The organism is Coriobacteriia bacterium, assembly GCA_031292615.1.
Classification (GTDB): Bacteria; Actinomycetota; Coriobacteriia; order Anaerosomatales; family JAAXUF01; genus JARLGT01.
In genome coordinates this window covers 15,553-36,679 of record JARLGT010000040.1, presented here as the reverse complement: position 1 = coordinate 36,679, position 21,127 = coordinate 15,553, and the positions used below count along the sequence as shown (strand labels likewise).

Below are 21,127 nucleotides of genomic sequence, written 5' to 3'. Positions count from 1 at the left end.
CGTATCTTTCGTGTGAGGTGATCTGGCGATACTTCGGCATCGGTTCCCCTGTTCTTGGAGGAGGAGAGGAACTGGGAGTGTCCCAGATTGCCTCACCCCCGCTCCAGGGGGAGGGCGTTGCACTTAGTATCTGAATTCGCGAGGTCGAACAAGCGCATCGAGCGGACGCCGCGAGCGCTATCCTGATGCAAGCGCGGGAGCGCCGCTCATGCGCAACACGTTGAGTCGAGTCTGACCGCCGTCGTCCTTGCCGCTTCCGGAGGGCGCGAAGCGCCGCCCGGAAGCGGCTGGGCGTGGCGTGCCCCTCGCGGGCCGTGTCTGACGCGTGGTCGTGCTCTCCGTCTGAATCGTTGCGTGCTGTCCACGGTGGCGCGTCCGTCGCTGAGCCATCCACGGTCGCGGGCTCACTCGGGCCCTTCGGCGTAGCCCGAGTGCGCGCCCTTCGCGGCGGTGGTCGGGTCGATCTGGACGGATGCGACGCCGTGGTCAGGGCGCGGTCTTGAAGACTCCCCCCGCCTATAACATGGGGAGTCTATCTGCATCCGAGCGTAGCGTGGGGTTATGTCGATCTCGGGTGACGCGCGGTCAAGCGCCCGGTCTGGAAGACCGATAGAAAGGTAGTGCTCAAAGGCGATCAGCAGGGGGACAAGATGGACCGCACGGTCAGCAGGAACCAGACACTCCTCTGGATATTCGGAATCGAGGCGGTCGCGGCTGTGCTAATGGGCGTCCTGAGCCTCCGTATGGGGCAGTTCATGTTTACTGCTATCTGGGTCGCCCTCGCGCTTGTCACCGGGACACGAATGATTTGGGGGGCGCTGACGCCCTACATCGTCATGAACCGAGACTCCATGGCGCTCAACGTCGCTCCGGTCAGAAGAGGATTGATACTGCCCTGGCGCGCTATCCTGCGCGCGGATCGTGTTGGGGATAGCAGGATTGACCTGACAATGGCGAGCGGGCAGCGGGTCAAGCTGTCGCTACGGGCCATGGACCGGCGCGAGATTGAGTCGGTGGCCTCTGAGATCGACCAGCGCATTCGCACCGCGCAGACCGCGTAGCTAGTCCACGAGGTTCTAGTCCCCTTGGTCCGGCATGGCACCCCCGCTGGACTCACGGGTCTTGGAGTGTGCCCGCCTATAACATGGCACACTCTCCGTACATCCTGAGCACAAAAGACGCGTTGATCGCTTCGTCTGCTACTTGGGTCGAGTCCTCCCTCGTTTGGAGTCTTGCGCTTCTTCTCCTCGCGCGGTTTGATGTGTCTTGGAGTCCTCGCCCTCGCCCGCTCTTCTAGTCTTGTATCTGCAACACTTCTCGGGAGGGCCTGATACTCGACTACCTTAGCCAAGGAGCGCCTATGCCCGATTGCGTCGTCTACGCCCGCGTAAGCACTAAGGAACAGCAAGACGAGGGCTACTCCATTCCGGCGCAACTCAAGGCCATACGCATCTTCTCGGAGTCTTTGGGGCTGTCCATCGTCCAAGAGTTCATCGAAGCGGAGTCTGCAGGGGCTGCTGGTCGAACGCAGTTCACCAAGATGTGCGCGTTTCTGTCCGAACACCCCGCCGTTCGCGTCGTCGTCGCGCATAAGCTCGACCGCCTCTATCGCAACTTCGCTGACCAGATCGCGCTTGAGGAGGTCATTGGGGCTCGTGCCCGCTACGTAGTCGGTGACGTTCCGGACACTCCACAAGGCGAACTGTTGCGCGACGTTCAGCTCTCCGTCGCCAAGTACTACCTCGGGAACCTGTCTGAGGAGGTACGCAAGGGCATGAACGAGAAGGTCGCGCAGGGCGGCTGGCCCCATAAGGCTCCGCTTGGCTACCTCAACGACAAGGGCACTCGTTCCATCATCGTTGACCCTGTTCGCGGGCCGATGATCACCAAAGCATTCGAGCGCTACGCTACCGGCCTCGTCTCGGTGACTCGTTTGGTTGAAGAGCTCAATGCGGCCGGACTTCGTACTCTGCGGGGCAATCCGGTGCGCTCTAACACGCTCAACATGCTGCTGCGCAATCCCTTCTACATGGGAGTCCTGAGGTACGGCGGCGAGACGTTTACGGGTTCACAGACGCCTCTCGTCTCCCCTGCGCTCTTCGAGAAGGTCCAAGCCGCCTTCAAGCCGAACAAGATCAACACGCGTCACAAGCACGTCTTTCTGCTGCGCGACTTCATGTTCTGCGATGAGTGCGGTTGCAAGATCACCGCTGAGAATCACAAGGGACACGCCTACTACCACTGCACGAACAAGAAGCGTGTCTGCAAGCAGCGGGGCTTCATGCGCGAAGAGCCTCTCGTCGAGCAGGTCTCGGCCATCCTCGTACGCATTTCGATCGGCCCTGAGGTACTCGCCGCACTGGTGGAAGACGCACTAGCCCTCGACCGTGAGCTCGACGGTGAACTCGACTCCGAGCGCACACGGCTCTCTCGGGCCATCTCGGCTGCAAACGGCAAACTATCCGTGCTCACTGAAAAGCTGGTCTCTGGAGTGCTCGACGACGATCTCTACAAGGAGAATGCCGCCAAGTTGAAGAGTGAGCGCCAAGCGTTCGAACTGGCTCTTCACGCGCTGGATTCTCGGCCAGAATCCACAACGTCGCTGGTAGCGCAGTTGGCCGGTGCTGCATCGGTTGCGCACATACGGTTCGACCAGGGCGATATCGACTCTCGCCGCGAGATACTCGCAATGGTGTGTTCGAACCTCATGGTCCGAGACGGCAATATAGTGTCCTACCAGTGGAAAAGCCCCTTCGATGTCCTCGAAATGGACGACGAAGGAGCTCTATTGAACAAATGGTGGAGCCTAGGGGGATCGAACCCCTGACCTTCTGGCTGCCAGCCAGACGCTCTCCCAGCTGAGCTAAGGCCCCACATCTGGGTGCACCCCGACAGGGCGCGAGCGCTAGTATACCAGCGGCAATCGCCGGGTCAAGCCCGGTTCAGGCCCGCTCGGCCCCTGTGACCTCGGGTTCAAGCTTCGACTCGACTACCGGTGCCGCAGCGCCTTCCACGGCCGGCTCGAACGACACTCGCTCGCTGCTGGGCCCGAAGGCCGCCAGCGCCTCCGAGATGATGAGCCCGACGAACATCGCGGCTGCTCCCGCCACCTCTCGCACCGGCCACACGCCGGCGGCAGACCATCCGAAGATGCCGCCCCACGCCGTCTCGGTCACCAGGATGAGCGCGACCCGCGAGGGCGGAAGCCTTCGCTGCGCCCATGTCTGCACCGCGAACGCCACTGCAGACGCCAGAACGCCACACAGCAGAATCGCGGCGATCACCGACGGGTCCGTGGGAATCGGCGCGTGCTCCTTGACCGCCGAGATGGCCGTGCACACAACCGCCACCGTGACGAGCTGAACGAGCGTCAGTACGCTCGTGTCGTGATGCTCACCAGTAGAGCCCAACACGATGATGTGCACCGAGAACGCGACTGCGCAAAGCACCACAAGCGTGTCGCCGAGAACCCAGCCTCCCCCGCTCGAACCGATGCCCGAGAGGAGCCAGAGCCCGCCAAGTGCGATGATGCCGCCAATCACCGTCGACGTGCGGGGTCGTTTGCGCAGAAGCACAGCCTGCAGGAGCGGTGTGATGACAACGTAGAGGCCCGTGATGAAGGCCGCGCGCGCCGGCGTCGTCTTGGTGGCGCCGTCCAAGCCCCAGGTCTGCAGGATGTACCCGGCCGAAAGCACAAGACCCGCCAGCAGCCCCATCTTCAGGCTTGCTCGGCTGATGCGCCTCAGGACTTTGGGATAGAACGCCACAAACGCGACGGATGCCAGGGCGAACCGCCACGCCAAAAACGCGTACATGGGATAGCGCGCGATCGCGTCGGCGACGGCGAGAAACGCCCACCCCCAAACCACCGCGACGAGCACGAGTGCGGCTGGAACGCCGAATCGATCAAGCAGCGAACGCACCACGAGCCTAGGACTCGGCGTCGATTGCGTGTCGCTCGCTCACGCCGCCAGCAGGCGGCGACATCTCGCCCGAAGCTTCGAGTCGTGGAGCGTCGCTCCACAGCTTCTCCAACCGGTAGAACTCGCGCTCGGCCGGTTGGAAGACGTGGATGACCACGTCGCCGTAGTCGAGCAGCACCCACTTGTCCTCGCCAGCGCCCTCGCGACCGATCGGCTTCTCTCCGCCCTTGTCGCGCAGCACCTCTTCAACCCAGTCGGCGATGGCGCGCACTTGGATGTTCGTGCGCCCGGTGGCGATCACAAAGTACTCCGTCACGACGAGCAGCTGACTGACGTCGAGTGCGGCGATGTCCTCGGCCTTCTTGTCACTTGCGGCCTCGATCGCCAGCAGTGCTATTTCTTTCGACGTCATGGTCACTTGGTTCCTCCTGTGGTTCCGCCCGCGGGCGGCTTGTAGTCCTTGCCGATGATCACGATCACGTCGGCGATGTCTTGGTCGGAAGGCTTGCTACTTACCTGCCCCACGCCGAGAACGTTGGCGATGTCCTTGCCCTGCTGAAGAGTGCCGTGCTGAACGACGATGAGCGTTGCAGGGTAGTTGAAGTTGTCCGCGTTCTTCGTGTCGACCACGCGCAGACCCGCCCGGATGAGCTGCTGGGCAGCATCACTTGCGATGCCGGGAGTGCCCGCCCCGTTGTAGAGAATGATGCGGGTGACCTGGGCCACCTTGGATGGGTCGACTCCCCACCACTTCGTTAGCAAGTCTGCGACCTGAGCCTTCTGGGGCTCGAAATAGGTGGTGGTTCCCAGCGTCACCGGTTGCACCGGCAGAGGCACGAGGGCCGTGTTCGCCTTGGGAACGGCGTCTATGTCGGACTGCAGACCCGTCAGCGCCGCCGTGGTCAGGTTGCTCGCCGTACTAGCGACCAGCACGTGAGCCACCGACTGGTTCTTCATCGCCTGCTGATAGACCGCTGCAGGCACCACCACGTAGGACCGGAATGGCACCGTCAGGTAGTTCGAAATCGCTGAAAGCGAGACGTTCGCTCCCATGGTGTAGCTGTCGCCGACGCGAGTGAACCCTGCGCCAGGAACCTCGATGAAAGCGCCGTCAGGAATGGCGATCCCGTAGATCTGCTTGTCGTTGCCCGAGATGCGCACTGCCAAAAAGCCGGTCGCCTTGCCGTCCTGCTCGCCTATCACCAGCAGGTTTTCCCGGGCGCGGCGCTCGGCCTCGGCCTGGGCCGTATTGGCGCCGGTGTCACGCTTCGCAGTCCAGCGAGCGATGCTGTTGATGGCGCTTGCCACGAGCAGCAGCACCAGCATACCGACGAGCAGCACGCCGACGCCAAGCGCCAGGTAGTAGCCGATGTCGCGCGTCGTCTTCATCACGCGCCCGAGCACCGTCGATACCTCGTGCTGCCTCTCGGCGCGCTTGGCCTTCTTCAGCGACTTCGATGCCCGTCGCGTCTGACGGTATCCGGTCGGCGCCTCCGGGGGCTGGTGCTTCACTCGGCGCTGATTCTCGTCACTCACGACGGGTCACCTGCCACCAGTGCATTCCACACAGCGACTGTGTCGGGGTGAATCCGCTTGCGAGCGTCGACCAGATACCGGACCGAGCGCTGGTAGCCCAACGCGAAAAGCTCGGGCAGCGACACAATGCCGACCGCGTCGCGCAGCCGCTCCACACCCTCGAAATCACGGTGCGGCTCGATCATGTCCGCGAGGTAGACGATCATGTCCAGCGGCGTCATGCCGGGCGCGCCCAGAGTGTGCCGAGAGATGGCCTGCGTGACATCTGCGGGAAGGCTGGGGAACGCTTCGCGCACCGCAATCGCCCCGGTTCGAGCGTGCAGCAGGTGCGGGTTGGCGGCATCCGCGTCGCTGACCGCAAGCCCATCGTTGCCAGCGGTCGCCAGCAGCGTCTCAGCCGGCGTCTCGCGGTCCCAGTCGTGCAGCAACCCAGCGAGCCGAGCAGCTTCGACGTCGACGCCGTACCCGCCAGCCAGCTGCGCCGCGGTGGCAGCCACTCGCTTGCAGTGCTTTGCAGCCTTGTGGCCGAGCCGAGCCTCAACAGCCAACACGGCGTCGTCGTAGCTGACTGGCGTCATGCCCGACCGACTTCGCCATACAGGCCGCGCTTCTCGATGTAGGCGACGACCGACTCCGGCGTCAGGTAGCGAATCGCGCGGCGCTGCGCCACACGCTCGCGCAGATCGGTCGAAGAGATCGCCAGCGCGGGCACCGAGATGTACTCGATTCGGAAACCCGTGGCCTGAGCGTCGTGAGCACTCCTGGCAGCCGTCAGGTCGTAGCCCGGGCGAGTCGCCGCGATGAACGTCGCCAGATCTGCGATCTTCTCGGCGTCTTTCCAGCCCACGATCTCCCAAACGGCGTCGGCGCCAGTGATAAAGAACAGCTCGGTTCCGGGACCATACTCATCGCGAAGAGCGAGGAGCGTGTCGATCGTGAACGTGAGCCCCGTTCGATCGACCTCCATGCGGCTGACGTCGAAGTCGGGGTTTGCGGCGGTGGCCAGCACCGTCATCAGGTAGCGGTCCTCGGCGGGTGTCACGCGCTGCTTGCTCTTGAGCGCGGGATGCCCGGTCGGCATGAACAGGACACGGTCCAGATTGAACTGGACGAGCGCCTCTTCCGCGGTCACGAGGTGACCGAAGTGGATGGGGTCAAACGTGCCACCCATGATGCCGAGACGCACGGCGCTCCTCACTCGCGAATCTGTCCGCTGCCCATGAGCAGATACTTGGTCGAGGTGAGCGCTGTAAGCCCCATGGGGCCACGCGCATGGAGCTTCTGCGTGGAGATGCCGATCTCGGCGCCCAGACCGAACTCGGCGCCGTCAGTGAAGCGCGTCGAAGCGTTGACGTAGACCGCCGCGGCGTCGATCTCGTGCAGGAAGCGGCGGGCCGCCGAGTAGTCGCTTGCGACGATCGCCTCTGAGTGCTTGGTGCCGTACGTGTTGATGTGCTCGATCGCCTCGCTCAGGCCGCTGACAACCTTCACCGACATGCGCAGGTCGTGGTACTCGGTACCCCAATCGGCCTCCGTGGCGGCTTCGACGCGGCTGATGGCGCTCAACGAGCGCGTCTTGTCGTCAGCAAACACGGTCACGCCGGCCGACTCGAGCGCCGTCAGGATGCTCGGCAGCACGGTCTCATAGACAGCCTCGTCGACCAGCAGCGACTCTGCTGCGTTGCACACGCTGGGGCGCTGGCACTTGGCGTTGATCACGATTCGCTCGGCCATCTCGGAGTCAGCCGACTCGTGGATGTAGATGTGACAGTTGCCGATGCCGGTCTCGATGACCGGGATCTTGGAGTTCTCCACGACGCTCTTGATCAGCCCGGCACCACCGCGTGGGATGAGCACGTCGATGTAGTCGTGCAGCGTCATCAGCTCCTCGGCGGCGGAGTGGTCGGTCGACTCGATCGACTGCACGCAGCCGATGGGCATGCCAGCGCTCTCGGCGGCCTGCGCGAGTACTCGCGTCAGCGACAGACAGCTCTCGATGGCCAGCGAACCGCCGCGGAGGATGACCGCGTTACCGGTCTTGAGGCACAGCCCGGCGGCGTCCGCCGTGACGTTGGGCCTGGCCTCGTAGATGATTGCAACCACGCCGAGCGGGACGCGCACCTTGGTCAGTTCTATGCCGTTGGGCAGCGTGTGCCCTTCGACGACCTCGCCGATGGGGTCGGGCAGCAGCGACAAAGCACCAAGCGCGTCGGACATCTCCCTGACCCGAGCGGGCGTCAGCTCGAGACGATCGAGCAGACCGGCCGCAGTGCCGCGAGCACGCGCGGCGTCCATGTCGGCCGCGTTGGCGGCCAGAACGTCGTCTTGCTTGACGATCAGCGCATGGGCCATCGCCACGAGGGCGCGATTACGCTGCTCGGTGGACGTGATTGCGAGCGCGCCGGAAGCTTCCTTGGCGCGCTGCGCGAGACGCAGCACCTCTGACATGGACCCGACCTCGTTTCGCCTCGATGCTGCCTGACTCGCCAACCGTACCTACAGAACCACCAGATGGTCTCGATGGACGACCTCTTTGCCGGCCACAGCCGGGCAGACCTCAGCGATCTGGGAGGACTTCAAGCCCTTCACCGTCTCGAGGTCCGCCGATGAGAGCTCGGTCAGACCCCGCGCCACGATCGTCCCGCTACGGTCCCTCAATACTACCGCATCGCCCGCGGCAAACGGGCCGCTCACGCCCACCACACCCGCCGGTAGCAGCGAGGTGTTGCGCTTGACCAGCGCATCGCGGGCGCCGTCATCGATAACGATCTCGCCGGCGGGGTTCCGGCCCAGAGCAATCCAGAGCTTGCGCGCGGAAAGCGTTGCGTCTCCACCGGCAAACAGAGTGCCCACGGGTCGGCCGGCCACCGCGTCGGCGATGACGTCGGCGCGGCGCCCGTCGCAGATCACCATCGGGATGCCGGCCTTCATCAACATATTCGCCGCGTCGAGCTTGGTGGCCATGCCGCCGCTTCCGACGTCGCTACCACTCCCGCCCGCGGCCGCGACCAGGTCGTCCGTCAGCTCCTCGACGTGCTCGAGCAGCTTCGCCTCTGCCGAGACCCGCGGGTCCGCGTCGTAGAGCCCGGCGATGTCGGACAGCAGCAGGACGAGGTTTGCGCTGACCATCGTGGCGACGAGCGCCGCAAGCGAGTCGTTGTCGCCAAAGCGAATCTCGTCGACCGCGACGGTGTCGTTCTCATTGACGACAGGCACGGCACCGAGCGACAGCAGCCGCTCGAACGTGTCGCGCGCGTGCAGGAAGGACTCTCTGTGACCCGTGTCGTGCCGAGTCAACAGCACCTGCCCGACTGTGATCCCGTGGGAGGCGAAGAGCGTCTGGTAGGTCTCGGCAAGCACGACCTGGCCAACTGACGCAGCGGCTTGCAGGCTTGGCATGTCGGTGGGTCGCTCGGCCAAGTCGAGCCGATCCAAGCCTGCGGCGATCGCTCCGGAGGAGACGAGCACCACCTGGGCACCCGCGCCCACGACATCGGCAATCTGCTCGACGAGCGTCGAGACGAACTCTCTGTCGATGCCGCCTCCCTCACCGGTGAGAGTGGACGAGCCGACCTTGATGACGATGCGCTGCTGCGATGTCACGCCTGGCCTCCGGGTTCGAACACTTCCCCAACCTCATCTGTCTCGTCGAACGGGTCTTCGATGAACGCGACCTCCGGGTCGCGCTCGAGCGCTCCCTCAAACTCGAAGGCCTTGCCGCCGATACGGATCTCATCGCCGTCGATTGCGCCTGCCTCGGAGAGCGCCTTCTCGACACCGGCCTTGACTAGCCGCTTCTGCAGGAAGGCGATGGCCTCCTCGTTGTTCCACTCGGTCATGATGACCATGCGCTCGACACCGCGTCCCGTGACCTCGAAGACGTGACCGCCCAGGTTGGTGACCTCGTAGGCCTTGTCGTTGAGCGGCTCGTGGGTCCAGACCCTCGTGTAGACGGCACCGTGGTGTACGGCGGCGCTTCTCAGCTCAAAGACGCGCTCGGCTACCGAACGAATCATCGGATCGAGCCCTACACCCGTGATTGCGGAGACCTCGAAGTACGGCACTCCATCGGCTTCTGCCCGCGCACGCAAGCGAGCGGAGGCGTCGTCGGTGCCGGCGACGTCTGCCTTGTTGCCCACCACGATGCGCTGGCGATCGGCGAGTTCTTGAGCGTGCGCTGCCAGCTCGGCGTTGATGATGTCGTAGTCCTCGAGCGGGTCGCGCTCTTCGTAACTGCCCGTCAGGTCGACGATGTGCACGATAAGCGCAGTGCGCTCGATGTGGCGCAGGAACTCGTGGCCGAGACCCCTGCCCTCGCTCGCACCCTCGATCAGCCCCGGAATGTCGGCCACAACAAATGAACGCCCGCCTGCCTTGACCACGCCCAGGTTCGGAACCAGCGTCGTGAAGGGGTAGTCCGCGATCTTGGGGCGTGCGGCGCTCATGCGCGCGATGAGCGAGCTCTTGCCCACGCTGGGCATCCCCACCAGAGCGGCGTCGGCCATGAGCTTCATCTCAAGCTCGATCCAGCGCTCCTCGGCAGGCTCGCCGAGCTCGGCGAAGGCCGGCGCACGCCGAGTAGGCGTGACGAAGTGGATGTTGCCGCGCCCGCCGTAGCCGCCGTGGGCCACGGTCAGCCGCTGGCCAGGCAGCGTCAGGTCGCCCAAGATCGCCCCGGTCTCGGCGTCGCGGCAGATCGTCCCGAGCGGCACCTTGAGTGTCAGCTCGTCGCCCCCGGCGCCATGTCGAATCTGACCCTTGCCGTGCACGCCCTTGTCAGCCTTGAAGTGGTGCTTGAACCGATACTCCATGAGCGACGAGATCGCGGGATCGGCCTCGAGCACGACATTACCGCCGCGCCCACCGTCGCCGCCGTCGGGTCCGCCTCGGGGCACATGGGCCTCTCGGCGAAACGACATGCATCCAGCGCCGCCGTCACCTGCCTTGACGTGAATCTTTACCTCATCGATGAACACCTTGATGCTCGTTTCTGTATATGGCCGGCGCGCAACGTGCGACCAAACGGCCTGACACGAGTGTAGCCCACGCGGTCAGATTGACGCGTCGATGCGCTGATACGAACGAACCCCCCGCTCTACGATGAGAACGGGGGGCTCGCGACGCTACATGTCTTGTGCGGCGAATGCGGGCCTTTAGGCCTCGAACGGTCGCACGTGAACGCGGCGCTTCAGGCCACGAGTGAAGTCGACAACACCGTCGACGAGAGCGAACAGCGTGTCGTCGCCACCGCGGCCAACGTTCTCACCGGGATGGAAGTGCGTGCCGTGCTGGCGAACGATGATCGTGCCAGCGTGAACTTCCTGGCCGTCAAAGCGCTTGACGCCCAGTCGCTGTGCGCGAGAATCGCGCCCGTTCTTTGTGGAGCCGAGACCCTTTTTGTGTGCCATAGCCTACGATCCCTGCCCTTAGTCCTGCGCCGCAGCTTCGGTGGCCTTCTCGGCAACCTCAACCGGCGCTTCGGTCTTCTTCTTGGCAGCAGCCTTCTTGGGGGCGGCCTTTGCCGACACGTCCGTGATGCGGACCTTGGTCAACTGCTGGCGGTGACCCTTCAGACGCTTGTAGCCCTTGCGCTTCTTGAACTTGAAGATAATAGCCTTCTCGCCCTTGAAGTGCTCGAGCACCTCGCCGCTCACCGTGGCCGAGGCAAGCTCGGTCGGGTCGACGACGATCTTGTCCTCATCAGCGAGGAAAATGACATCAAACTTGACGTTCTCGCCGGCTGCAGCGTCGAGCTTCTCGACGGTGACGACGTCACCGGCCACTACCTTAAGCTGCTTGCCGCCGGTGGCGACGATTGCGTACATGCGAAAACCTTTCGATCGATTCAATGCGCGAGGGGAAATGTTAGCAGGGTGCATGAGCAGCGTCAACGCAAATCATGCCTCAACACGGGGCCGGGCGTTTCCACTAAGTGCCAATCACTCGAACGCTCGGCGCAACAGACCCGTGCGGCCCTCGATGAGAACGCGCACTTCCGTGGCCCCCGCCTCGTCGTCGGCCACGATCGAGACCTGCTTACCTGTCTCGGCACGCAGCGTTGCGGCCACGTTGAGTCCCGGCGCCATGACCAGCTCGAAGGTCGCTGGAGCCAGGCCGAATAGGTACGCGTTGGACTTGCCGTTGCGGAGGATCTCGCGCATGCGGCGTTCCACCGCAATCCGGCGCGTGGTGCGGGAGACGACCCGACCCTCTCCCCCGCAGTTGGGGCATGCCTCGGTCAGCACACCGTACAGGCCGTCGGTCACGTTCTTTCGCGTGATCTCGACCAGCCCGAGGCGCGATATCTCGCTCAGCCGCGTCTTGGTGCGGTCCCGTTCCAGTGCTCGGGTGAGAGCGTCGGTCAGCGCGGCCTTGCTCGCAGACTCCTCCAAGTCGATGAAGTCGACGATGATGATTCCGCCGATGTCGCGAAGTCGAAGCTGGCGCACGACCTCCTCGGCGGCCTCGAGGTTGGTCTTGAGGATGGTCTCCTCGAGGTTCTTCTTGCCGACGAAGCGGCCGGTGTTCACGTCGATTGCGGTCAGTGCTTCGGTCTTGTCTATGGTCAGGTAGCCGCCACTTGGCAGAGCCACGGTGCGGCGCAGCGCGCCGTCGATGGTGGCCTGCAAGTCGTACTGGTCGAACAGCGCGACGCGATCCTTGTAGAGCTGGACGTTTCGCACGAGCTGTGGCGACGTCTTCTTGAGAAACGACGTGACCTTCTCAAACGTCGCCCGGTCGTCGATGACGAGCCGTCTGAAGTCCTCCGAGAACACGTCACGCACCAGGCGCAGCGCGAGATCCATCTCGGTGTAGATCACTTCGGGAGCCAGCGCCTCGGTCGCTTGGTGGTTCACGCGCTTCCATAGTCGCATCAGAAACTCGAGGTCGCTGGACAGATCGCGCTCGCTCGCACCCTGAGCGACGGTACGCACGATCACGCCGATGCCCGGAGGTGCGTAGCGGCTCACGATCCCATTGAGCCGCTCTCGTTCTGCGTCCGGGAGCTTCTTGGACACGCCGACGAAGTCCGAGAACGGCATGAGTACGAGAAAGCGACCCGGAAGGGAGATGTCCGTAGTGAGGCGCGCGCCCTTCGTGCCCATCGCGTCCTTGATCACCTGCACCATGACCTGCTGACCCACGCGCAGAAGCATCTGGATCTCTCGGCGAGGCACGTTCTCGAAGCCCTCGGGCGTGACGATCTCATCGACGTAGAGAAACGCGTTCTTCTCGTGGCCGATATCGACGAACGCCGCCTGCATCCCAGGCAAGACGTCACTGACCTTGCCGAGATAGACGTTGCCCACACTGCTGCGTTTGGGGCGTTCTATGTAGAGCTCGACCAGTTCTCGGTTCTCGAGGAACGCGACTCTGGTCTCATTCGTATCGTGCGAGATGAGCATCTCGCGATCTAAGTCCGCCACCTAAGCTGGCACTCCCGTCACAACGGACGCGCCCAGAGGCCCTCCTGCTGTTCGATGAGGGTATCCGTGCGTGTCACGCGCACAACGGTCGCATCGAGCTGTGCGGACTGGAGTGCTGCTCGTACGAGCGCTTCGGGGCGGAGGGACCCTTCGGGTCCGATGCGGACGGCTAGCTCGATCCTGCTGCCGTCCGCCGACTGTGTGACACGCGTCTCTTCCGGGAGACTTCGCGCCAAGTCGAAAACTTTGTGCTTGCCCTTGTGCGTCACCGTGAGCGTTCCCGAGTCCACGAGGCTCTTCATCGCCGCGTGCACCTGTTCGGTCAAAGACCCCTTCCCTGTTACCTCGACTTGATACCTTGCAATGGTCAGTGCGGCGCCCAACGAAGGCTCCGAGTCACCCACGTACCCAGCGGCCGTGGGAGCCAGATCCTGAGGCATGGCGCTTGCGAGGAGCGAGAGCAACTCCTCGGCCTTAGTGTAGCGCGTCAACCAGATGTCGTAGTACTCGTTCTCACCGGCCGTTCCAACAGGAAGTGCCGGACCGAATGCCACCTTCATGTGCGGGCTGAAGCCGTGTGTCACCGCGTACGGGAGCCCGGCTCGGCGCACGGTGCGCTCCAACGCGTGCAGCACCTCGAGATGCGAAAGCCAGCGCAGTCGGCCAACCTTGCCGTAACGGACGCGCAGGCGAAACTCGCCGTTAGCCACGCGAATCACCAGCCAGCACGATCTTGACCTCGAGGTCGTCGCAGACATCGCAGCCGGTGCACCCCGCGAAACTGCAGTCCGGAGTCGTCTTGCCAGCAAAGGCGCGCTCGCGCTCGCGCCACAGGTAGCCCGGCGCTACTCCTGCCGAGATGTGCGCCCACGGCAGCGGCTCGCTTTGCAGCCGCTCGCGGTTGGCGATCGACTCGGCGTCGACGCCAGTCTCGGCGAACGCGCCGAGCCAGCGCTGGAGTCGGAACTGCTCGGTCCAGGCGTCGAAGACCGCACCTCCCCGCCATGCGGCTTCGACGACGTCGGCGACCTCGCGGCCACCTCGCGCCATGACGCCTTCGAGGAAGCTGATCTCGGCGTCGTGCCAGTGAAGATCGACGCCCTTGTGGGGCATCGAGTCGCGCAGCACTTGTTGGCGGCGGCCAATCTCGTCGAAGCTAATCTGGGGCTCCCACTGAAACGGCGTCTGCGCCTTGGGCACGAACGTCGAGACGCTTACGGCAACCTTCAGCCCGCCGCGCTGAGCCGGCGGAGTCGCCTCACGCGCGGTGCGAAACACCTTGTGGACGAGCTCGCCGATGCCTTGAATGTCCTCGTCGGTCTCGGTGGGAAGTCCGATCATGAAGTACAGCTTCACGCGTCGCCAGCCAGACTCGAACGCTCGCTGCACGCTGCCGAGCAGATCTTCCTCGGTGACGTTCTTGTTGATGACGTCGCGCATCCGCTGCGTGCCGGCCTCCGGCGCAAACGTCAGCCCGCTCTTCTTGCCGCCCGCCGAGACCAGCCGAGCCATCTCAACGCCGAACGCGTCGACACGAAGCGACGGCAGCGAGACGCTGACGCCCGTGCCCTCGAGTCGGCGCTGGAGGCGGCGCAGCACCTCTTCGAGCTGGCTGTGGTCGGTGGTGGAGAGCGACGTGAGACTGACCTCGTCGTAGCCGGTGCAGGCCAGTCCCGCCACAACATCGCGCAGGATGTGGTCGGGCGTGCGCTCGCGCACGTGACGGTAGACCATCCCCGCCTGGCAAATACGGCAGCCCCGCGTGCATCCGCGCAGGACTTCAAGACCGTAGCGGTCGTGGACAACGTCCATGAACGGGACGATTCCGGCGATCGCAACAGGCGCGGCGTCGAAGTCCGCGACGACCCGTTTCTCGACGACGGGGCGCGCCGCCGTGTCTGGCAGCGGCTGAGTGCCCGCGTAGGCGCCCTTCGCGTCTCGGACAGTCTCGTAGAGCGACGGCACGTAGACGCCGGGAACCGCGGCCAAGGCGTGCAGCGTCTCGGCGCGTGAAGCGCTGGCAGCCTTCGCGGCACGATGCGCCGAGACGATCTCGCCGACGGCCTCTTCCCCCTCGCCGATCAGGATCGCGTCGAAGAATGCCGCGACAGGCTCCGGGTTGAAGACGCTGGGACCACCACCGACGACGAGCGGGTCGCTCTCGGAGCGGTCCACGGCTCGCAGCGGGACGCCCGCCAAGTCGAGTGTCTCCAGGATGTTGGAGTACGTCAGCTCGTACGGAATCGTGATGCCCACGAGGTCGAAGTCGCGCACGGCGCCGCACGACTCAAGCGAGAACAGCGGCACACCCGTTTCGCGCATCGCCGCGGACATGTCCATCCACGGTAGGTAGGCGCGCTCGGCGGCTACCCCGGGAATCGCGTTGAGCACGCCGTAGAGGATCGCCAGTGCTTGGTTGGCCTGCCCGATCTCGTAGGTGTCGGGGTAGATGAGGCACGCCCGGTAGGCGGCCTCCCCGTCATGAAGAGCGCCCCACTCCCGGTCGATGTACCGGGCGGGGCGCTCGACGCGAGCAAGAAGCGGCTCAATCGCAGGCCATAGGTCAGTCCGCGTCACTGGACGCCGGCTCCCGTAAGGTCGCTGGCGCCTTGGCCACGGTCCAAGTGCGACGGCAGGGCGCCGGGTTCGAGCGGCGGAACCGGAAGCGGGCCGTCGTTGACAACTACGTAGCCGTGCGCCGGAATCGGCTCCTCGGCCGGCAGACCGCGACCCATTCGATCGCGCGCCATCCCCATGGCCTTGTCGCGCGCTTCTTTCACGCGCACGGCAACGCCGGAGAAGTCGCCGCCCTCTTCGAAGTATTCGAGCGCCGCGTAGCCCATCGCCAGCGTTCCGGAGTAGGCAACGCCCGCCTTCACTGCCCAGCCGAATCCGGGAATGAAGTCGAGCAGCTGCTGCGCAAGCAGGCGGAACGTGAACCCACCGCCCACTACCACCGCCAGCTCCTTGATACGCTCGGGCCCGAGCGGCTGGCCGTAGGCAGCGGCAATCTGCAGGATCATCTTGGCCTGATTCGCGGTCATGATCGGCATGTCTGCGCCCGGAATGACGGCGACGAAGCCGATCACACCGTTCTGGAAGGCCGTCGCCTTGACCGACTCCTCAGCCACGGCTCGGCGGATGAACTCGAAGTTGTGCGCGAGCGCCAGGCGCTTGCTGTTGATGCGGTCGGCAAGCCACGCGCCGAGCGCGCGAATGATCTGCTCGGTCTCGGGCGCTGCGATGGTGTCGAGCATCGGCTGCGACAGACGCCGCGAGACCTCGAGCGCCGACTCCCCGAGAGCGAGCAGCACCGTCGGGACGAACTTCTCGCGCGCACCGGACAGCGAGCGCTCGAGCGTGGTGCCCGGACCGGCTAGCGCCACCACGGCGTCGGCGCCCGGGGCGATGAGAAGGGCCTCGCCGGGTGCGCACACCTCGATGTGCAGCATGGCGCCACCCGTCTGTGGGTGCAGGGCGAGCCGGACGGCCTCGACGAGCGCCTCCGGCGCTTCAACGTCGACGAAGACCGCGAGACGAATGGGCTTCTCGCGATCCTCCCGCAGTTTGGTGCCCGAGTTCATGAGATCTCGGATGTCGACTGGCAACTTCATCTGTGTTCCCCTCGGCAGCCTAGTAGCCGGGCACACCTTGGCGGCGCGTCCAGACGGACAGGAGCATACCCACCGCAACCATGTTGGTGACCATGAACGACGATCCGAAGCTCATAAACGGAAGCGGGATACCCGTAATCGGCATCAGCCCCATCGTCATGCCCATGTTCTCGAGAATCTGGAACGTCCACATCGAAATGATACCTGCCACGATCAGCGATCCGTACAGATCGCGCGACTGCGCCGATATCTCCAGCGCCACGATCAGCAGAGCGAGATAGAGCCCCAGCAGAATGACCCCGCCGAGAAACCCGAGCTCTTCGCCGGTGACCGCGAAGATGAAGTCGGTGTGCTGCTCGGGCAAGAATCGCAGGTTGCTCTGGGTGCCCGAGCGCAGACCCGTGCCCTTGAGCTGTCCGGAGCCGATGGCGATCTTGGACTGCTCGAGGTTGTAGCCGGCGCCCTTGGGGTCGCGCGTGGAGTCGACGAATACAAGCAGGCGGTCGATCTGGTAGGACTTGATGAGCACGCTCGTGTCGTTGATCTGCTGGACCGAGGCCGCCGAGGTGTTGCCGTCGGCCTTCTGGACTGCGGCGATGTAAGCGGGGTTGTACGGCCCGCGATGAAGCGTCCGGTTGAGCAGCTCGTTCATTCCGAACAGCGTGCCCACAAGTAGTGCCGCGCTCAGCCCGAGGATCAGGAACCAGCGGGGCTTCAGACCGCCGATCAACAGCATCCCAGCCGCAATCGCAACAAAGACCATGGCAGTGCCGAGGTCGGGCTGCGCCAAGATCAGCAGGAGCGGGAGCGCGAGCATGCCCAGGATTCGCGCTACGTCGCGCGGCTCGTCGATCACGCCCTTATACGACGCGATGATCCCCGCCATGACCAGGATGGTGAGCAGCTTTGCGGGCTCGGAGGGCTGGAATAGTCGGATGTGCCCGATCGCAAGCCACGCCGTAGCGCCGTTGACCCGAGCACCCAAGCCCGGAATCCTCGGCGAAAGGATCAGGAAGAGATCCAACACGTACAGCGGGCCGATCCATCCCTGAATGCGGCGGTAGTCAAAGGCCCAGGCCAAGACCAACGGAACCAGCCCGATGGCGATTCCGAGAAGCTGACGCTGATAGAGCCCCGCTCCGCCCTTCATCACCGACGTGGCTGACTGCACCATCGTCGTGCCAAAGAAGAGCAACGCCACCACAATCGCAATCAGGGGCAGGTTCGCGAACCAGAGTCGCTTGCGTTCGTTGACGGCCATCATCGTGAGGTATCCGTGGCCGAGACGTGCTGGATCTTCTGGCCGAGCAGGGCCGCGAATATCTGACGAGCCGCCGGGCCGGCGACCGAGCCGCCGTGTCCACCTTGCTCGATCATGACGGCGACCGCGTACTTGGGATGATTGGCGGGAGCGAAGCCGACAAACCAGGCGTAGTCGTCCTTGCCCGAGACCTGCGCGGTACCGGTCTTGCCCGCCACCGGTACGGGGAAGCCCGAGAACGCGCCCTTGCCGGTACCGGTCGTCGTTACCGCAAGCAGCGCGGAGCGCATCGTCGCAAGGTTGCTCGCCGAGGTCCCGCTGTCGAAGGCCACGGTCGGTTGGTACGTCAGTACCGGCTTGCCATCCGCGCCCAGTACCTGCTTGAGAATGTGCGGCCGCATCACCTTGCCGCCGTTGGCGATGCCAGCATAAGCGTCCGCAAGCTGAAGCGGCGTGACGAGCAAGTCGCCCTGCCCGATAGCCATGTTTACCGTGTCGCCGACGTTCCAGCCTTGCATCTCTGGATAGTTCTGGAAGTACGCGTTCTTCCAAGCGATGTCCGGAACGCGGCCATTTGCTTCGCCGGGAAGATCGATGCCCGAGTCCTGTCCAAAGCCGAACTTCCGAGCGAACTTCTGAAGCTTCTCGCCGCCCGACTTATAGAGGAGATAGCCGACATGGTAGAAGTAGAAGTCGCACGAGTCGCGGACCGCGCCGTAGAACTCTTCAGGCCCGTGGCCAGCGTGATCCCAACACCACTTCGCCCACTGCTTGCCCATCTCCGTCCAACGGCCGGTGCAGTCGACAGTTGTCGAAGGCGTGATGAGACCCGCCTGCAGCGCGCTTAACCCGGTCATCGCCTTAAAAGTCGAGGCTGCGGGATACTGGCCCGCGATGGCGCGGTTGGTGAGCGGGTAGTTGGAGTCTGTCGCCGTCAGCGACTTCCATTGCTTGTCCGAGATGCTGCCGAGGAACAGGCTCGGGTCGTAGGTCGGAACGCTGGCCATGGCGATGATCTCGCCAGTGTGAATGTCGACCGCCACTGCGGCACCGGCCGCAGCGTGCGGGAACTTCGCCTTGTGGGCATCGAGCAACGCCTGCTGTAGCGCCTGCTCCGTGACCTTCTGCACCTTCGAGTCGATTGTCAGTTTGACGTCGTGACCCTGCACGGGCGGCGTGTCCTGGATGATGTGCTGCGGCTTGCCCTGCGCGTCGACTTCGACAAGACGCTGACCGCGATCGCCCTGTAGCACCTTCTCGAACTCGGCCTCGGCGCCAGCCTTGCCCACGATGTCGCCGTACTGATATCCATTGACGGTGGTGTTGGCGAGTTGGTCTTGCGAGACCTGTCCCGTGTATCCCAGCACATGCGCGGCGAGCGTTCCTTGCGGATACTGCCGCGTGGCCTCTGCTCGCACCTCTACGCCAGCGAACAGATCCGGGTGCTCGGAGATGTATGCCACCGCCGGCTGCGGGACGTCCAGCGCGACCATCCTTGAGGCAAGCGCCTCCTGTTTCGGGTCGAACATGCGCTTCTGGACGTCGGCAGCGGGCATGCCCAGCACCGTTGAGAGACGATTGATGAGCGGAGTGTTGGTTGTGGTCTTGCTCGCGATCACGACGTGCTGCGCGCTCGGATCGACGTAGACGGCCATGGTGGCGCGATTCGACACCAGGAGCTGGCCGTTGCGATCCATGATTCGACCGCGAGCGGCGGAGGTTGTAACGGGACGAACTCGGTTCTGAACTGCCGCGTCAGCATACTGCGCGCCGTTCAGCACCTGCATGGTCCACAGTTTGGCCAGCAGCAGGCCGAGCACCGCCACTACGACGATGCCCAGGACGGCGTAACGCCCTTTGAGCTCTTGCTGGAAACCAGGCAACCAGGATCCTCACGTGACTACGGCGACAGGCCAGACGTGCCGAGAAACCGCGCAGTTAGGCGAGGCGCCGAAACGTCGTCATTGGCCGGTCTTGGCGCAAGAAGCGCGCCAACCACGGGTAGATGAGCAGCGCCAGCGCGGTGTCGTAGAGCGCCTCGGGCAGCATCTTGGTGAAGAACGTCAGCAAGAATGGCCCGCCCACGCCGAGTAGATCGAGCATGAGCCCGTAGGCCAACGTCGAGGCGATCGACGCAACCGCCAGAACGGTAAGTGGCAGAAGCCAGCCCTCGGCGAACATGTTCTCGTGGAGTAGACCCGCCATGTAACCCGTTACCGCTAGCACCAAGACCATCGGGCCCACGGGTCCCGAGCCGATGAGTTCGAAGATGAGCCCGGCGGCAAATCCCGCCGAGGCGCCGGCTGCCGGACCCTCGACGAGCGCCAAGGTGACGACCACGAGTAGGAGAAAGTCCGGCACCACACCACCGATGGCGATGTACGGCGCGAGCCCTACCTGCAGCAACGCCGCCACCAGAATCGCAGCGATTGTCGGGAGTACTCGGTTCATCACTCACCACTTCCGGTCTGTACCTGTGGGCCGGCTCCGACAAGGATGAGCACGTCTTCGACCCCGTTGAGTCCGGCGGATGGCGTAAGGACGATATCTTGATAGAGAGCTGAGGGCTGGTTGGTGACCTTGGTGACCTCGCCGACCAGGAGCCCCTTGGGAAAGACTCCGCCCATGCCTGACGTGATTACGACGTCGCCTGCCTTGACCGTAGTCTCGTGACTGATGAAGTCGAGCGACAGACCGCCGTCGATCGAACCGTGGACGATGCCTTCGGCCCGGTTTGATTGGATCGTCGAGGCGACACCCGAACTCTGGTCGGTGATCAGGCGCACTTTGGCCGAGTGAGCCGTGACGTCGATCGTCTGTCCGATCAGCCCACCCGCGGCACTCGCTTCGGTGGCGGCCCCCGGAGTCGTGCCGAGCGTACCCACGACAGGCATGCCCTCGCGCACCCCGTCTGCAGTCCCGCGGTCCAAGGTGATGACGCGGTCCCACTGCGTGGGACGCCCGATCACGTGCGCGCCCAGCGACTTAAGCTTGCTCGACTGCGCGAAGTTTACGAGGGACTGAAGTCGCAGATTCTCGAGACGTGCCTCTTCGAGCGCCGCGACGGTGTTGCGCAACTTCTCGTTTTGGAGCCGCAATGCCTCAAGCTGGCTTCTCGAGACGCCCAGATCGCCGATCCACTGGAAGACGCCTCGGATCGGACGCGTGACGAACTCGCCAACAGCGCCCACCGGCGCCGAGACGGCTTGCACGCCAAGGCGCACCTTGTGCACGGGACCGTTTGCGCCTTCGCGATACCACAGAGTGGTCAGCAGCAGCGACAACACGATGAGCACAACCAGTAGACCTGGCTGCAGGTTGGACTTTTCGGGCTGCGGGAGTCTCATCTCGACCGGGCTCTTGCCA

General features: G+C 64.2%; 20 protein-coding genes and 1 tRNA gene. 2 read left to right on the top strand and 19 right to left on the bottom strand.

Annotation, left to right across the window (positions count from 1 at the left end; translation table 11 throughout):
- Positions 1 to 650: 650 nt before the first annotated feature.
- Both P4L93_03990 and P4L93_03985 read left to right on the top strand, forming a co-directional pair.
- A complete protein-coding gene (locus P4L93_03990) occupies positions 651 to 1,061 on the top strand; it encodes a hypothetical protein (GenBank protein MDR3686104.1) in 411 nt (136 codons plus the stop codon).
- A gap of 299 nt (positions 1,062 to 1,360) precedes the next feature.
- Positions 1,361 to 2,827 (top strand): recombinase family protein, encoded by a 1,467-nt coding sequence (locus P4L93_03985; protein ID MDR3686103.1) that lies wholly within the window; start codon positions 1,361 to 1,363, stop codon positions 2,825 to 2,827.
- Here P4L93_03985 and P4L93_03980 read toward each other — a convergent pair.
- From P4L93_03980 to mreC, 19 genes are all read right to left on the bottom strand, one after another.
- Positions 2,798 to 2,873, bottom strand: a tRNA-Ala gene (locus tag P4L93_03980). The two genes, P4L93_03985 and P4L93_03980, sit on opposite strands and share 30 nt — an antisense overlap.
- Positions 2,874 to 2,942: 69 nt before the next feature.
- Positions 2,943 to 3,923: a DMT family transporter gene (locus tag P4L93_03975; GenBank protein ID MDR3686102.1), complete on the bottom strand. Its 981-nt coding sequence runs from the start codon at positions 3,921 to 3,923 to the stop codon at positions 2,943 to 2,945.
- A 7-nt stretch (positions 3,924 to 3,930) separates the two neighbouring features.
- Positions 3,931 to 4,335 carry a ribosome silencing factor gene (gene rsfS / locus P4L93_03970; protein MDR3686101.1) on the bottom strand — a complete coding sequence of 135 codons (405 nt, stop codon included), beginning with the start codon at positions 4,333 to 4,335 and terminating at the stop codon, positions 3,931 to 3,933.
- A gap of 2 nt (positions 4,336 to 4,337) precedes the next feature.
- Entirely contained in the window at positions 4,338 to 5,459 is a 1,122-nt protein-coding gene (locus P4L93_03965) for a LytR C-terminal domain-containing protein (GenBank protein MDR3686100.1), read from the bottom strand.
- The gene (yqeK, locus tag P4L93_03960) at positions 5,456 to 6,037 is read right to left on the bottom strand and encodes a bis(5'-nucleosyl)-tetraphosphatase (symmetrical) YqeK (GenBank protein MDR3686099.1); all 582 of its coding nucleotides are present in this window, start codon (positions 6,035 to 6,037) and stop codon (positions 5,456 to 5,458) included. The genes P4L93_03965 and yqeK overlap by 4 nt, the downstream gene beginning before the upstream one ends.
- Entirely contained in the window at positions 6,034 to 6,645 is a 612-nt protein-coding gene (gene nadD / locus P4L93_03955) for a nicotinate-nucleotide adenylyltransferase (GenBank protein ID MDR3686098.1), read from the bottom strand. The genes yqeK and nadD overlap by 4 nt, the downstream gene beginning before the upstream one ends.
- Before the next feature lie 8 nt (positions 6,646 to 6,653).
- Positions 6,654 to 7,907 carry a glutamate-5-semialdehyde dehydrogenase gene (locus P4L93_03950; GenBank protein MDR3686097.1) on the bottom strand — a complete coding sequence of 418 codons (1,254 nt, stop codon included), beginning with the start codon at positions 7,905 to 7,907 and terminating at the stop codon, positions 6,654 to 6,656.
- Between the two features lie 48 nt (positions 7,908 to 7,955).
- Entirely contained in the window at positions 7,956 to 9,062 is a 1,107-nt protein-coding gene (gene proB, locus P4L93_03945) for a glutamate 5-kinase (protein ID MDR3686096.1), read from the bottom strand.
- Complete coding sequence (gene obgE / locus P4L93_03940; protein MDR3686095.1) at positions 9,059 to 10,435, bottom strand: GTPase ObgE; 1,377 nt, start codon at positions 10,433 to 10,435, stop codon at positions 9,059 to 9,061. Before obgE ends, proB begins: the two co-directional genes overlap by 4 nt.
- 177 nt (positions 10,436 to 10,612) lie before the next feature.
- The gene (gene rpmA / locus P4L93_03935) at positions 10,613 to 10,867 is read right to left on the bottom strand and encodes a 50S ribosomal protein L27 (GenBank protein ID MDR3686094.1); all 255 of its coding nucleotides are present in this window, start codon (positions 10,865 to 10,867) and stop codon (positions 10,613 to 10,615) included.
- An 18-nt stretch (positions 10,868 to 10,885) separates the two neighbouring features.
- A complete protein-coding gene (gene rplU / locus P4L93_03930) occupies positions 10,886 to 11,284 on the bottom strand; it encodes a 50S ribosomal protein L21 (GenBank protein ID MDR3686093.1) in 399 nt (132 codons plus the stop codon).
- A gap of 114 nt (positions 11,285 to 11,398) precedes the next feature.
- Positions 11,399 to 12,886 (bottom strand): Rne/Rng family ribonuclease, encoded by a 1,488-nt coding sequence (locus P4L93_03925; protein ID MDR3686092.1) that lies wholly within the window; start codon positions 12,884 to 12,886, stop codon positions 11,399 to 11,401.
- Positions 12,887 to 12,903: 17 nt separating this feature from the next.
- A complete protein-coding gene (locus tag P4L93_03920; protein ID MDR3686091.1) occupies positions 12,904 to 13,596 on the bottom strand; it encodes a TIGR03936 family radical SAM-associated protein in 693 nt (230 codons plus the stop codon).
- On the bottom strand, positions 13,589 to 15,463 hold the full coding sequence (locus tag P4L93_03915) for a TIGR03960 family B12-binding radical SAM protein (GenBank protein ID MDR3686090.1): 1,875 nt from the start codon (positions 15,461 to 15,463) through the stop codon (positions 13,589 to 13,591). The genes P4L93_03920 and P4L93_03915 overlap by 8 nt, the downstream gene beginning before the upstream one ends.
- Entirely contained in the window at positions 15,460 to 16,500 is a 1,041-nt protein-coding gene (locus P4L93_03910; protein MDR3686089.1) for a DUF697 domain-containing protein, read from the bottom strand. Before P4L93_03910 ends, P4L93_03915 begins: the two co-directional genes overlap by 4 nt.
- 19 nt (positions 16,501 to 16,519) lie before the next feature.
- Complete coding sequence (rodA, locus tag P4L93_03905; GenBank protein MDR3686088.1) at positions 16,520 to 17,764, bottom strand: rod shape-determining protein RodA; 1,245 nt, start codon at positions 17,762 to 17,764, stop codon at positions 16,520 to 16,522.
- Positions 17,761 to 19,644 (bottom strand): penicillin-binding protein 2, encoded by a 1,884-nt coding sequence (mrdA, locus tag P4L93_03900; protein MDR3686087.1) that lies wholly within the window; start codon positions 19,642 to 19,644, stop codon positions 17,761 to 17,763. Before mrdA ends, rodA begins: the two co-directional genes overlap by 4 nt.
- Positions 19,645 to 19,699: 55 nt before the next feature.
- The gene (gene mreD, locus P4L93_03895; protein ID MDR3686086.1) at positions 19,700 to 20,212 is read right to left on the bottom strand and encodes a rod shape-determining protein MreD; all 513 of its coding nucleotides are present in this window, start codon (positions 20,210 to 20,212) and stop codon (positions 19,700 to 19,702) included.
- On the bottom strand, positions 20,212 to 21,108 hold the full coding sequence (gene mreC / locus P4L93_03890) for a rod shape-determining protein MreC (GenBank protein MDR3686085.1): 897 nt from the start codon (positions 21,106 to 21,108) through the stop codon (positions 20,212 to 20,214). Before mreC ends, mreD begins: the two co-directional genes overlap by 1 nt.
- Between the last annotated feature and the right edge of the window lie 19 nt (positions 21,109 to 21,127).

Coding starts and splice junctions, on each gene's coding strand:
- P4L93_03990 (MDR3686104.1), top strand. CDS start 651: ATGGACCGCACGGTCAGCAGGAACCAGACACTCCTCTGGATATTCGGA.
- P4L93_03950 (MDR3686097.1), bottom strand. CDS start 7,907: ATGTCAGAGGTGCTGCGTCTCGCGCAGCGCGCCAAGGAAGCTTCCGGC.
- mreD (MDR3686086.1), bottom strand. CDS start 20,212: ATGAACCGAGTACTCCCGACAATCGCTGCGATTCTGGTGGCGGCGTTG.
- rsfS (MDR3686101.1), bottom strand. CDS start 4,335: ATGACGTCGAAAGAAATAGCACTGCTGGCGATCGAGGCCGCAAGTGAC.
- yqeK (MDR3686099.1), bottom strand. CDS start 6,037: ATGACGCCAGTCAGCTACGACGACGCCGTGTTGGCTGTTGAGGCTCGG.
- P4L93_03910 (MDR3686089.1), bottom strand. CDS start 16,500: ATGAAGTTGCCAGTCGACATCCGAGATCTCATGAACTCGGGCACCAAA.
- rplU (MDR3686093.1), bottom strand. CDS start 11,284: ATGTACGCAATCGTCGCCACCGGCGGCAAGCAGCTTAAGGTAGTGGCC.
- rpmA (MDR3686094.1), bottom strand. CDS start 10,867: ATGGCACACAAAAAGGGTCTCGGCTCCACAAAGAACGGGCGCGATTCT.
- mreC (MDR3686085.1), bottom strand. CDS start 21,108: ATGAGACTCCCGCAGCCCGAAAAGTCCAACCTGCAGCCAGGTCTACTG.
- P4L93_03985 (MDR3686103.1), top strand. CDS start 1,361: ATGCCCGATTGCGTCGTCTACGCCCGCGTAAGCACTAAGGAACAGCAA.
- rodA (MDR3686088.1), bottom strand. CDS start 17,764: ATGATGGCCGTCAACGAACGCAAGCGACTCTGGTTCGCGAACCTGCCC.